This window comes from Haematospirillum jordaniae, from assembly GCF_001611975.1.
GTDB classification, from domain to species: Bacteria; Pseudomonadota; Alphaproteobacteria; order Rhodospirillales; family Rhodospirillaceae; genus Haematospirillum; species Haematospirillum jordaniae.
The window spans coordinates 117,925-131,765 of record NZ_CP014527.1 but is presented as its reverse complement, the minus strand read 5'-3'; the positions used below and the strand labels follow the sequence as shown (position 1 = coordinate 131,765).

9 protein-coding genes are annotated in these 13,841 nt (G+C 53.4%); 8 read left to right on the top strand and 1 reads right to left on the bottom strand.

The features are described 5' to 3' along the window. Positions 1 to 69: 69 nt before the first annotated feature. On the top strand, positions 70 to 321 hold the full coding sequence (locus AY555_RS10685; RefSeq protein WP_066137167.1) for a phage tail assembly protein: 252 nt from the start codon (positions 70 to 72) through the stop codon (positions 319 to 321). Between the two features lie 206 nt (positions 322 to 527). On the opposite strand, the gene AY555_RS12275 is transcribed toward AY555_RS10685, so the two are convergent. After that, positions 528 to 656: a hypothetical protein gene (locus AY555_RS12275; protein WP_280649145.1), complete on the bottom strand. Its 129-nt coding sequence runs from the start codon at positions 654 to 656 to the stop codon at positions 528 to 530. Here AY555_RS12275 and AY555_RS10680 point away from each other — a divergent pair. The 7 genes from AY555_RS10680 (at position 655) to AY555_RS10645 (ending at position 13,837) form a co-directional block, all read left to right on the top strand. Next, positions 655 to 2,361: a phage tail tape measure protein gene (locus AY555_RS10680; protein ID WP_066137165.1), complete on the top strand. Its 1,707-nt coding sequence runs from the start codon at positions 655 to 657 to the stop codon at positions 2,359 to 2,361. The two genes, AY555_RS12275 and AY555_RS10680, sit on opposite strands and share 2 nt — an antisense overlap. 2 nt (positions 2,362 to 2,363) lie before the next feature. Further along, positions 2,364 to 2,834 (top strand): phage tail protein, encoded by a 471-nt coding sequence (locus tag AY555_RS10675; protein ID WP_066137163.1) that lies wholly within the window; start codon positions 2,364 to 2,366, stop codon positions 2,832 to 2,834. Then, complete coding sequence (locus AY555_RS10670; RefSeq protein ID WP_407646306.1) at positions 2,803 to 3,021, top strand: tail protein X; 219 nt, start codon at positions 2,803 to 2,805, stop codon at positions 3,019 to 3,021. Before AY555_RS10675 ends, AY555_RS10670 begins: the two co-directional genes overlap by 32 nt. Then, positions 3,012 to 4,019 carry a phage late control D family protein gene (locus AY555_RS10665; protein ID WP_209315848.1) on the top strand — a complete coding sequence of 336 codons (1,008 nt, stop codon included), beginning with the start codon at positions 3,012 to 3,014 and terminating at the stop codon, positions 4,017 to 4,019. The genes AY555_RS10670 and AY555_RS10665 overlap by 10 nt, the downstream gene beginning before the upstream one ends. Before the next feature lie 853 nt (positions 4,020 to 4,872). Next, complete coding sequence (locus AY555_RS10655) at positions 4,873 to 6,669, top strand: ABC transporter ATP-binding protein (RefSeq protein ID WP_066137156.1); 1,797 nt, start codon at positions 4,873 to 4,875, stop codon at positions 6,667 to 6,669. 17 nt (positions 6,670 to 6,686) lie between these two features. After that, positions 6,687 to 8,489, top strand: coding sequence for an ABC transporter ATP-binding protein (locus AY555_RS10650; protein ID WP_167798484.1), 1,803 nt, complete (start codon positions 6,687 to 6,689; stop codon positions 8,487 to 8,489). A gap of 200 nt (positions 8,490 to 8,689) precedes the next feature. Beyond that, positions 8,690 to 13,837, top strand: coding sequence for a non-ribosomal peptide synthetase (locus AY555_RS10645; protein WP_066137151.1), 5,148 nt, complete (start codon positions 8,690 to 8,692; stop codon positions 13,835 to 13,837). Positions 13,838 to 13,841 lie beyond the last annotated feature (4 nt).

Genomic DNA, 13,841 nt, shown 5'->3' with positions numbered 1-13,841 from the left:
CCGATGGGTCGGGACGCCTATGTTTTCCCGGCCCCCGGTCGTCTTTTCTCCCAATTTTGGTAAAATACTATGTCTTGTGAAACAACTGATATTGTTCTGGATCGTCCGCTGATGGTGGACGGGACCGAGGTTACGACCGTACGCATGCGTGAACCTACGGTACAGGACCAGATTGCGGCCAGCGAGGTTAAGGGCAGCCCCGCTCGCCAGGAAATCGCCATGATCGCCAATTTGTGTGAAATCACCCCGGATATGGTTCGTCAACTTTCTCTGCGTGATTACAAAAAGTTGCAGCAGGCTTTTCTGGGTTTTACCGAATAAGGGCTGTCGATGTGCGTGCCGGGGTTATTGCCCTGGCCTCGCATACCGGGTGGTCCTGGTCTGAAATCGGCAGCATGCCGACCAGCACTTTTTTATGGTGGATTGAAGGTTTGCCAAAACGTGATACGTGATAAAGAATCGACGCCTGATATGGCGCCGGAATCGGGTAAGTCCGGTTTTTCCAAAAGCTCTAAAAAAAAACAGGATCAAGTGCCGCTCATGACCCAAGCGGCACCATCAATCCGGACTGCAGTGAAGGGGGGGACTGCTTCCTCCTCGGGTTTCTCTGCCGGTGCGTCTCGCTCCTCAGTGGATTCCGGCGTTGCATCCGTCATGAAAAATGCTGTCTCCGGATTCTTCTCACTGTCTTCGGCGTGGGCCGAAAGGGCCGTTGATTTCGATACAGTCATTCAGGAAACCAGCCGCTTGATGCAGGCAGGTCCCGAGGGTGCGCAGCGGCTCTCTGACCTTGCCATTGATACAGCCCGCTCCGGGGAGTGGTCCCCAGTCCAGATCGGGCAGGCTCTGCATGCTGCGGGCCAATCCGGTATGGTCGAAGGGCAGGCGGCTGCCTCGTTGCCCGGGGCGTTGCTGATGGCACAGGCCGGTAATATGGTTCCCGCTGATGCAATGGCCCTGTCTGCCACAATCCAGAACCGTATGCCTGTTGACCCGTCAGACATGACCCGCATGGCGACCATGCTGGTGCAAACCGCAGGGGATTCGGCGCGTGCTGTTCCCTTGCTGGGCCAGGCCTTGGCAACCGTTGGCCCAGATGCAGTTGCCGGCGGTGCCAGCCTAGAACAGGTCACTGCAATGCTAGGTGTGTTGGCCGAAGCGAGTCTGGAGGGCGAAAAAGCCGGCTTGGCTCTTGGTCATGTTATTTCTGGACTGGCGGATCCTTCTTCCGATGTTGCATCTTTGTTGCAGGCAATGGATATCGGTTTGCGGGATGCGTCCGGACAGATGCGATCTGTTCCCGATGTGCTTGGCGATCTTGGCCAGGCTATGGCCGGCCTTGATACCTCAGGTCGGGAGCAGCTCACCGGGCGTCTTTTTGGCACCGACCCGGATACTTTCAAGGCGGGGTCGGCCTTGATTTCTTCTGCCGGTGCCGGTCAACTCCAGGCCCGCACAGAGCAGCTTGCTACCGTCACCCCTGTGGCGTCTTTACAAGGGGCTGATCTCGATACGCTGGATAACCGCTTTCAGCGCTTGATCAACAAAGCTGACGCTTTTGCCATGGCACTGGGCTCCATGCTGATGCCTTGGATCCGTCCATTGATGGAAGTGGTAGCCACCATTCGCGAGGTGGCCAAGGTTGTTGGCCTGTTTACGGATGCATGCGCGGTGCTACGTGCAGTTGGCACCCTTGTGTGCCCGGTCTTCAATGTGTTGACGGGTATCATGCGCGTGATCGGAACAACCCTGATGGGGCTTGGCCCGGTTCTGAATATTGTGGCCTTGGGTATTCGGGCGATTGGCATTGCCATGATGGCCAATCCTGTGGGGCTTGTTATCACGGCTATCGCCTTGGCTGCGGGGTTGCTGATTGCTCACTGGGAGCCTGTCGTCGCGTTCTTTTCCGATCTCTGGTCCGGGTTGTCCGATGGTGCGGCCGCAGCGTGGGATGCGATTTGCAGTCTGGTCATGGAAAAGGTCAAGTGGCTGACAGATGTGTTGGCCCCTGTGTTTACTCTGTTCGGGTTTGGTGAGACTGCAACGCAGGTACCACCCACTCTTCCGGATACTCCGTTACCGGGTTCACAGCTAACCCCACTGCCTTCTTCTATCCCTGCTATGCCTCCGGCTTCCCAGTCGGCAGAGCTTGAGCGCTCCGTCGCCGCTATCGGGCGCGTCGCTCCTGCAACAGCCGCATCCAGAACCAGCACCACCCATCATGTTACCAACGCAAACACAATCACGATCAATGCCCAGCCCCATCATAATCCGCAGGATATTGTTGATGAAATGGAACGTCGGCAGAAACAGCGCAGCCGGGGTGCGCTGTATGACAGCACACTGGTTTACGAGGCCTGAGAATGTCTGATGTCATGATGCAACTTGGTGCTTATCAATTCAGTATCAGTACGGCGGCGTACCAAACTCTTCGACGCTCTGTTGCATACCGTTGGTCTACCCAGGATCGTATTGGCCGTTCGGCGGCCTTGCAGTTCGCCGGCCTTGGTGAAGACACGCTTACGCTGGACGGCGTGATTTTCCCGACCCACAAGCATGTATCCCACCGTACCCCCGGCACCGGCTTTTCGGCAGAAGGCCTTGCTAGGTCTCATGCTTCCGGGGCCAGTCAGCTTGATGCCATGCGCGAACAGGCGGCCACAGGCAAGCCTCAGCTGTTGCTGGATGGGCAGGGCCAGATTTTGGGACAATGGGTCATAGAACACATCGAAGAGCAGCAAGACACGTTTACTCGTGCCGGTGTTGCGCGCCGTCAGACATTTAGTCTCAAGCTCAGGAAATATGATGACAACTCTTCAGTACAAAACATGTGATGGTGATACCGTTGATCTGATCGCCTGGACATATTACGACCGTCGTCGTGGACGATGTGTGGAGCAGCTTCTGGATGCCAACCCCGGACTGGCCGACCGGGGTCCAGTCTTGCCGGCAGGGCTGACTGTTTATCTGCCTGACATCCGCGAGCCTGTCTCTGCAGGAGGCATTCGTCTGTGGAGCTGAAATACAGACCCGATGTTCGTGTTGTTGCCAACCGCAGTGACATTACAACGCTTATTCGTCAGCGTTTGATCCGTTTGTCCTTGACCGATGAGGCGGGACTCCAGAGTGACACCCTGGAGCTGGTTCTGGCCGATCATGATCCGCTCCAGCCCATTCTTTTGCCGGCCTCAGGGGCAGAACTTGAAGTCTGGCTTGGATATACGGGATCTTTATTCCGTATGGGGCTTTTTGTTGTTGACGAGATGGAACTTTCCGGTCCCCCGGGCTGCCTTCTGATCCGGGCCAAAGCCGCGATACACACAGCAACACCGACGGGAAAGCATTCTCTCTATTCCCAGAAGACACGCTCTTGGCCATTGGGTACAGGGTTGAGCTCCCTTGTCGAGAGAATTGCTGGCGAACATGGTCTGCGCGCTGCCATTGCGCCGGATATTGATGAGGTCCCGGTCCCCCATATTGATCAGGTCAATGAGTCGGACATCAATCTTCTGACCCGGCTCGGCCGTGACACGGGACTTGTCATCAAACCGGCTGATGGCGCACTTATTGTTTGTCGTCGTGGACGTGGAATATCCGTTACGGGACAGCCGCTTCCCACCCTTGAGGTACAGCTGCAAGACGTGAAGTCATGGCGTGTATCACTCAGTCAGCGCGAGAAAGCTGGATCTGTCATTGCCTTGTATCGTGATGTGGAGGCTGCTGATGACTACGAAGTGGTTATAGGAGAGGGGGAACCTATACGGCGCCTGCGTTACCACTGTCCAGACAGGCACAGCGCCGAACAGGCAGCCCGTGCTGAACACGAAAAATCCAGTTCCCTGCAGGGAACATTGTCTCTTGCCCTTGCTGGCAACGGTGCCTTGGTCGCCGAGGGGCGCCTGAAGATCAGGGGATTTCGTGACAGTCTTGATGGTGAATGGCTGATAACACGCGTGACGCATACCCTTGACGGTAATGGCTATGTGTCTGGTTTGGAGGCCAGTCGCTCTGTCGGATAACCTTGATTGCTGGCTATGTTTCCTGTGCAACTTTTATACAATAAATCATGGTCCTGAGTTTCTTGTTATTGTGTGATATTTCTGGACTACTATAGAGGGAGCGGGGCTAGCAATGAAGTGACCATGAATAGAGCAGTCAATGCGAGTAAGTAATTTTCATTCACCATCATTGATTAATGTTAATGATTTCTTATTTTTCACTTTTTTCAAAAAAGTTCTTGATTATCATGAGTCTCATGCATTATTAGTGTGAGTGACTGTTCTTTGCAATTAGTCATTTCTTGTCTTTATTAAGAGGAAGGTTTGCAATTGTATTGATGGTTGCCTATTTTGTATTTTTATTTATTAACATTGATTAAGTTTTCCATTTATTCATCATGAGAAGCGCTACGGTTTGTGCGGCATTCTGTAATGAATAGTCGCTCGGAGAGGAGTATATGAGATGCAGACGAATTCAGAATTTTTTACAGTTGATGATCTTCTGGTTCGGTGGGGTGGAGTTATTGCAAAAGGGACTCTTGCCAATTGGCGGGCAAAAAGAATTGGTCCTGCATATGTAAAGATTGGTGGACGTATTCTTTACCCTGTTTCTGTTGTGGAAACATGGGAAAGGACAAATATGAGAGCTTGTAACGATAATTAATTAATATTATTTGGAATATAATTTTTTATTATTGTAGGTGATTTTTGCGTGATGCGCCCTGTTCCATGAGTACATGGTCAGGGCGCAAGCACTTTATAGAAGAGAAAAAGTCCTGATCGCATTCTGATCGCTCAGAATGCACTAGAATGCTCCTAACTTCAGCTGCACACTTCTGTGTTAGTTCTTATGTTGGCGGGAGGTTGGCTGGTTATGGCCATAAAGAGCTTTATCCGGCTGATGCGCCTGACTGGGCAGTTCCGGTGGCGTTTTGTTGTTGCCTGTCTGCTGTCATCAATTTCTGTTGCTCTTTCCTTGGCTCCGTTGCTTTTGATATGCCTCTCCGTAGAAGCCCTTTCTTCTGGTCATGTCGTTAGTTTCTGGATCAGCATTTGGGTTGCTGTCTCTTGCCTTGTGCTTCAACCGGTGTGTGCCGGCCTTGCAACGGGTATTGCCCATGCGGCAGCCTTTGATACGTTGGCCACGATAAGGCATGCCTTGTTGCGCAAGTTCGGCTGTTTAACACTTGATTTCTTCTCGTCAAGGCAGGCGGGGTCTCTTAAGCGGTTGGTCAATGAGGATGTTGAGGCTCTGGAGCTTTTTCTCAGTCATCAGCTCCCTGATATGGTTTCTGCCCTGTTGGCCCCCTTGTCAGGTCTCGTCTTTCTGGCAGTGATTGATTGGCGTTTGTCCGTTGCGGCATGTGGCATTGTTCCCTTGGCAGTTACGGCCAACGCGCTGATGATGCGGGGGCACTCCGGCAAGATCAGCCAGTATTTTCGTCTTCTGGGAACGATCAATGCGGCAGCCGTTGAATACCTACAGGGCATTGATGCCCTGAAAACGGGGGGGCGGGGCTTGCAGAGTTTTTGTGTTTTTCGCAATCATGTCTGTGACTTTCGTGACTTCGCTATATCTTGGCAGAAGCAGTGGCTTGGTCCTTGGGCGTTTTTCTCTGTTGCAACCGGCGCATCCCTGCTTTTTGTTGTGCCTATAGGAATTTGGCTGGTTTTGCATGCAGGCGTTATGCCGACAACGATGCTCCTTGCCGTTTTTATCGCAACCGGCATCAGCGCTCCTCTGACCAAACTTGTCTTGTATGGAGAGGTCTTTCTGCGGGTCAGCAAGGCTGAACAGGCTATTACCCGGATTTTGAAAGAACCAGAACTTACGATAGGAAGCCCGCACCATATTTCGTCAATTGCTTCATTCGGCTTCCGTCTTGAGGCTGTGGGATTTGAGACAGCAGCTGAGGTCCTGTTACGTGATATCAGTCTTGAGATACCGGTTAACCAGACAACAGCACTGGTTGGTGTATCTGGTGCCGGAAAGACATCTCTGGTCCGGCTTCTGGTTCGTCATATTAAGCCGACATCTGGACATATTTCTTTGGCAGGTCAGGGTCTTGATACCTTCACCCCGGAAGAACTGGCGCTGTGTGTCGGGCTTATCAACCAAGATGTCTTTTTATTCAATGATACCATTGCCGCCAACATTGCAGTAGGCATGAGAAATACCTCTCATGATGCCATTCTGGCCGCTGCAAGGGCGGCCAATGCCTTGCACTTCATAGAGCAGCTCCCCGAAGGATTTGACACCGTTATTGGTGAAAATGGTGTTCTTTTGTCAGGGGGGGAACGTCAGCGGCTTGCCTTGGCCCGCGCTTTGTTGCGTGATGCTCCGATCCTGATCTTGGACGAGGCAACATCCCATGTTGATCCGGTTCACGAGGCACTGATTCAGCAGGCTGTAAATCAATTGGCTGGACGCAAGACGATTTTGGTTGTCTCGCATCGGCTGGATAGCGTGTCAGCCTGTGACCAAATTATCTTATTGTCCGATGGTCGCCTAGATGCTGTCGGGACGCATGAGCAACTTCTTGGTTGTTCTTTGCTCTACAGTCGGCTTTGGGCGTTGCAGTGTCGTAATTTGTCGTGGTCACTTGGATGCCAGCCCATAGATGGCAAGCGGTCCCTTGGAATTTCGACAGGGACTATGGCTGCATCATGAGGAACGGGAGAGCCGGTATGATGGTTTTGCTGCGTATCCTGAACCTTTCTGGTGTGGAGCGAGGCGCGATGGTGCGTTCCATTCTGTTCAAGATCTTTGAAAGTGTGGCTGCGGCACTTCCGGTCGGCTTGGCATGCTTGGTGGTTATGGCCCTGATGCAAGATCAGCGTGTTGTGCCATGGTTACCGTATTCACTGGATACTGTGCCGGCTGTGATGTCCGTTGCTGCCATTTTGGCAGTTCTTTACGGGCTACAGTGGGTGTTATCCCATCTTGGGAGCTTGTATGGTTATGGCGCAGGCCTGAACATGACGGCAGATCTGCGTATCCGGATCGCAAAAAAACTGCCGACCTTGCCCCTGTCATGGTTTAACAAGCATGATTCCGGTGAACTGGCTCATATCGTGATGCAGGACATGGTGACGATCGAGCAAGTTCCCGGGCTTGTAATCCCGCGCCTTGTCACTGCTATGACATTGCCTGTTGTCGCGCTCTCTACCTTGATGTTTTTGGACATCCGAATGGGGATGGCGCTGTTCTTAGGCATTGGGTTGTCTATACCGGTTTTGATTCTTGGTCATCATACCCTGCGCCGGGCTACGCAACGTTACGTACAGGCCCAGTCCGCCATGAATGCGCGACTGATCGAGTTTATTCGTGGCATTGCCGTTATCAAGTCCTTTGGGTTGGCCAGTGACAGCGAGACGCGCTGTTATCAAGCTATTGGGTCATTTCGTGATCGTTCACAAGATTTGACATGGTCCTTTGTGCGGCCGATGATTGCCTTCCCATCTGTCTTGATGCTTGGCTGTATTTTGGTTCTGGCAGGCGGCGCCTATTTTGTGGTGGCAGGAACATTGGACCTTGCAGTCTGGCCTGTCTTTTTCTTGGTTTCCCTGCGTTTGCTCGGCCCCTTGGCGAATCTCATGGAGTTTTCCGCGCTTATCCGCCAGATGGAAGCCGCGATGGAGCGCATCATGCTTATTCTGGATGCGCCGTCGGATGAGGTGACCGGGGATTCCCATCCCATTAATTGTACTGATATCGTTTTTCGCAATGTTGATTTTTCGTATGCTAATAAGGTAGATGAGGCTGGGCCCAATGTCGTGGGCCATGTGGTTGATCTTGATTTTACAATTCCTGCTAATACGGTGACGGCTATTGTTGGCCTGACGGGTTCCGGGAAAAGCACCTTGGCCCGGCTTTTATCCCGGCAATATCAGCCTGCTCGTGGGCAGATTATGATCGGTGGTGTTGATCTGGCGGTAATACCGGATCAGCAGCTGCATCGCCTTGTTGCTGTTGTGTCCCAGACTGTAAGCCTGTTTACGGAAACGGTTGCGGACTCTATTCGTGCAGGCCGAGCGGATATCTGTGATGATGATGTAGTCAAGGCCGCCCGGGCAGCACGCTGCCATGATTTTATCACGCGATTGCCTGATGGTTACAATACGGTCCTTGCCGGTGCCGGGGCAGCGCTATCCGGGGGGGAGAGGCAGCGTATTGCTTTGGCCCGGGCCTTCCTGCAGGACAGTCCCATTCTTGTCCTAGATGAAGTAACGTCTGCGCTGGATATTGAGAACGAGCGTCTGATACAGGAGGCGCTGGAGGATCTTGTGCATAACCGGACTGTTCTGGTTATTGCACATCGTTTGTGGACAATACGCAATGCTCACCAGATTTTGGTCATGGATCGTGGGCGCATTGTTGAACGTGGGTCTCATTCAGAGTTGATTGGTAGCGGAGGCTTGTACAATAACCTCTGGTCTGCTCTTGCATCAGCGCCGGGGTGGCATGGCTCTGGAGCCAAGGCTGCCTGAATCGTGCACCCTTTTTTCCGATCTGGGTAATGCCGTAGTTCTCTCCAAACGGGGCAGAAAAGTGCTTGGTGTTTTATCAGAAAACTCTTTTAGTCCCGATTGCGATGTATTGATAACCAATCGCAATAGAGATTGGTGCCAACATGCCGTCATGTACACCGTCCGTGATTGTACGGCGTTTGTACCCGGGAGCGTTGGTGATGTTGGAACATGTTGCGGTGATGGGGGAAGGCCGTGCTGTCGGGGGGGCTGTACAAGATGATAACGAACGCTATCGTCCTTTCCCCCTGACCGATATCCAGCACGCGTACTGGGTTGGTCGCAGCAGTTCCCTAGAGTTGGGGAATGTGGCCTGCCATGTTTATTTTGAATGGGCCTTAGGTGCATTGGATGTGCAAAGGCTGGAAAAAGCTTGGAACGAGGTTATTCGGCGTCACGATATGATGCGTGCCATCATCCAATCTGATGGACGCCAGCGTATTCTACCTGAAGTACCATGGTATATAATAATGGTTGACAGCCCCTGCGCAGAGGATGGTGACCAAGCTGTATCCATGACGCGTGACAGGATGTCCCGCCAAGTTTTGGATGCCGGGACGTGGCCGTTGTTCGAGATGCGTGTTACCCGACTTTCGGATGCCTGCTTTCATCTGCATCTTGATATTGATCTCTTGATGTTTGACGTCCAGAGCTTCCACGTATTCCTTGCGGATCTTGAGCGCTTGTATGCGGGGATGCCCGTTGATCCGCCGCCTTTCTTTTCATTTCGTGACTATGTGCTTGCAACAGAGAAGAAACGTGGGACGTCGGCTTGGAATGATGCTCGCTCATGGTGGCTTCAGCGTCTCCCGGATATGGCACCTCCTCCTGACCTTCCCCTTGCTGTTGCACCGACCTCCCTTCCTTTTCCACGCTTTCGCAGACATATCCGGAGCCTAGCCCCACAGGCCTGGTCATGCCTTATGCATCGTGCGGCAGAGCATGGCTTGACTGGGTCCGCCGTTCTTCTGGCGGCATTTTCTGAAGTTCTGGCATACTGGTCACGGTCTCCCCGTTTTACAATTAATCTGACGCATTTCAACCGCGAACGCCTGCATCCGGATGTGATGCGGCTGGTCGGTGATTTTACCTCGGTCCTTTTGGTCACGGTTGACTGCACCGAGAATACATCTCTCTATGAGCGGGCACAAAACATACAGAAGGAGATGTGGAGCGGACTGGCGCACCGGGTCTACTCTGGTGTTGATGTCATGCGTGACGTGTCGCGTTTGTCTGGGACTGTGGATGCCGGACGCATGCCGGTAGTCTTTACCAGCCTGCTTGGCATGGATATTGATCATTTGGCCGATATGGAACGGGAAGGCGCGTTGCTGGGGGAGCCAATATGCTTGGAAACCGCAACGCCGCAGGTTTGGCTTGATCACCAAGTTATGGTGCGGCGTGGCGAATTGGTCTGGAACTGGATTGTTATCGAAGATCTTTTTCCGCCGGGGCTGGTCGAGGGCATGATGGATGCTTATGACAGGCTTCTTGCTTCTCTGGTTGACTCTGAACAGGCTTGGCAGCAGCCCATTGGTTCTTTGCTGACAGCGGCTCAGTTGGAGCCACGCCAGAGCGCGAATGCAACCGGTACGCCATTCGAGCCATTCCTTCTTCATCACCCCGTTTTTGAGCATGGACGAAACGGGGGGCTTCCTGCCTGTGCACCCGCACTGTTTCATGGTGCGGAGTGTCTTGACTATGCGACGTTGTTGCAGCGTTCGGAACAGCTCGCGGCTTGTTTGGACATAGAGCCCGGCGATTCTGTAGCGGTTGTCCTGCCGAAAGGTCCGGAGCAAATTATTGCCGTTCTGGCTGTCCTTGAGGCTGGGGGAGTCTATGTGCCCGTTACACTTGATACGCCGCGGGCCCGCCTAGCACAGGTTCTTGATAATGCGGGTGTGCGTTTGGTGCTCTGTCATCAAGATCATGCTGTGCCCGGTCATATGCGTCGTCTTGATCCTTCTCTTCCCGTTATTCCCAAGGCGGGTCGTCTGTCTGTGTATCAGCCGCGTCAACCGGAAGATCTGGCCTACGTTATCTACACATCTGGCTCAACCGGAATACCCAAGGGGGTTATGATCAGCCACCAAGCTGCCGCCAACACGGTGGCTGATATCAGCCGTCGCTTTGCGGTTGGTCCACATGACCGGGTTCTTGGTCTTTCATCTCTGGCCTTTGACCTGTCTGTTTACGATATTTTTGGTGTTCTGGGGGCGGGCGGGGCACTGGTTCTCCCAGATGAAGACCAGCGCCTTGATCCCCTGCGCTGGGTTGACCTGATGGATCGTCATGGTGTGACGATCTGGAACACAGTCCCGGCCCTTCTAGAGCTGTTGGTTGATGTACTTGAAAAAGGACAGGCAAAAACGCCCTATGGTCTGCGCCTTGTTCTTCTGTCCGGTGACTGGATTCCGGTTGGCCTGCCGGGGCGGTTGAGGGTTTTGTTCCCCGATGTCCGTATTATTGCCATGGGTGGTGCGACGGAGGCTTCGATCTGGTCCAACTGGTTCGAGATCAGGAATGTTGATCCGGCGTGGCGTTCCATTCCCTATGGCTTCCCATTGTCCAACCAGCGCTACCATGTTTTGGACCGGAGATGGCGAGATCGGCCAGATTATGTGGCCGGGGACCTTTATATCGCCGGGGCCGGACTGGCGGATGGCTATCAGAATGACCCGGAAAAAACAGCACAATCTTTTGTACAACACCCACAAACAGGTGAGCGACTGTACCGTACTGGGGATATGGCCTGCTATTGGCCGGATGGTGCCCTAGAATTCTTGGGAAGGGAGGACAATCAGGTCAAGGTCGCCGGTCAGCGCATTGAACTGGGCGATATTGAGGCTGCCTTGATCCATGCCAGCGGAGTTCGTGATGCGGTCGCTGTTTTCACACCCGGGATATCTGGTGGCAGTGGTGGGCGCATTACGGCCTTTGTTGTCCCTGTTCCTATGCCAGCTGCCAATTCTGCTTTCTCCCTTCTTCCATCCTTGTCGGCGGATCGATACCAAAGGGCATGTGAGGCGTTGTCCGTCCCAGTTTCCGGTCTTGGACCTGATATCCAGGCCTGTGCAAAAGCTTTTGGTGTTGCTGGGGATCGTCTGGCTTTGTCTGTGATCGAAACAGTTCTGGCCCGACGGAATGTGTTTGGGGGTTCTGTTCCGCTAACCATGACAGATATCATGCGCCGTAGTGGTATCGCCGAGCGTTATGCCGGTCTTCTTGAACAGTGGATCAAGGCATTGGTTGTGGCGGATGTGCTGGTGGAGACTGATGCTGGTACTTTCTCAGCTCTCCGGCCCTTGCGTTGCGATCCTGATGCCGGACAGGCATTTCTACAAGATTTGAAGTCTGTAGAGGCTGACTTTGAGAACTTTCGGATTACGGACTGGGTCGCGGCGTGTATTGAGCATTGTGACGAGCTTCTGGATGGTCACCTTGATCCGGTTGAAGTTCTGTTTCCCGGTGGGGACAGTGCCTTGGCAGGTGATCTTTACCGCAATAATCCTTTGTCAGCTCCTTATGGAAAGATGGTTGCTGCAGTGGTTCGTGCCTTTGCAGATGCGGCCCTTGATTCCACTGTATCCGTCATCGAAGTTGGTGCCGGAACCGGTGGAACAACAGCCCATGTTCTGCCGGTTCTGGATCCGGGGCGCAGTCAATATATATTTACAGATATCTCGCCCTTCTTTCTGGATCACTCCCGCTCCGGTTTTTCAGATTGCCCATTCCTGCAGACAGCATGCTGGGATATTTCCAAACCCCCATCCTCTGCGGGGCTGGGAGAGCATAGTGCGGATATCGTCATAGCCAGCAATGTCCTGCACGATGTGCGTGATATTCCGGCAGCCCTTGCCAATCTTCGTTCGGTGTTGAAGCCGGGTGGGCTCCTTGTCCTGCGCGAGGCAACTCGGCACAACCTGTTGCAACTGGTGACAGCCGGTTTTCTGGAAGGCTTTGGTCATTTCACGGATTTTCGTCGAGATGACGGTCGGCCGTTGGTTGATGCGGAAACTTGGTGCCGCGTTTTGGAAGACGTAGGTTTCCTTACAATCTGCGTTTCCGATGCTGGTGCGGCGTGGACTGGCCAGCATGTTTTTATTGCCCGTACTCCCGGTCGAGCTGTTTCCTTGGATCAGTCTGCCTTGGTGCGGGAATTATCGGAACACCTTCCTCCAGGCATGCTGCCGTCATCTTTTATTGTTCTGGACCGGTTTCCGCTGGGTCTTAATGGCAAGGTCGATCGCAAGGCATTAGCCTCGCTAGTACCATCTGTTACGGCAGGCTGTTCAGCGGATGCCGCATATACACCCCTTGAAAAGACCATAGCCACGGTATGGGCTGATATTCTGGGTGATATGCCCGGTCCCGGGGATAATTTCTTCCTGTCAGGAGGAGACAGTCTGCTGGCTACGCATTTGGTCAGCAGACTGCGAACGATGGGTTGTGGTACTCCAACGCTGCGTCTCTTGTTCGAAAATCCGGTTCTGCGTGATTTTGCGGTCGCACTCGATGCATCCGGTTCTGCTCCATCCTTGGAGCCTGACAATTTTCCGGCTGTCTTGCATCTGAAGACCGGCGTGGACGCAAAGGCACACCTGATCCTGCTGCCCGGCAGTGATGGTATGGCCACTCTTTTTGCGCCTCTGGCAGCACGGCTTGACGCTACGATATCGGTGACAGCCCTGCGGACACCGGGGCTGGCCAAGGGTGAACAGCCTGCTTGCAGCCTGAATGATCTTGTTCAGTATTTCAGGGGTGTTATAGGCCAGTTATCTTCTGGCTTGGGTTCATGTCCCCTGTATCTTGGGGGGTGGTCCTTTGGTGCCTTGGCCATTCCCGGCCTGATATCTGCCCTGAAAGATGATGATATCTCTGTTGCCGGATCTATTCTGTTGGACCCGCCGCCTGTTGGTGCCTTTGCCCATGGCCACCCCGATCCCTCTGGCATGCCGGCTGCTCCGAAAACATCGTCTGCCCTGATGGCCTTGCTGGGCATCCAAGAAGCCGATCTTGACCACAAGCAGGAGCAAGCACTGGTCCAGCGTTTTGCTGCCATGGTTCAGGCCCATCGCACGGCGATGCAAGACATACCCACACCGTTTGTTGATCCAGTAGGCCTGGTGATTACGGCCACAGAGGTTCCACCGGAATGGCAGGATCTCCCCGCTTGGCCCGGTGGAATTGTTCCTGTCCTGCCGGTTCAGGGAAACCACTGGAGCCTTCTGACCGATCCTGTTGCTCTTGATGCCCTAGCCGAAGCTATTGAAACCATCATCCGCTGTCCGGTGCATACCCGGTCATAGCAGG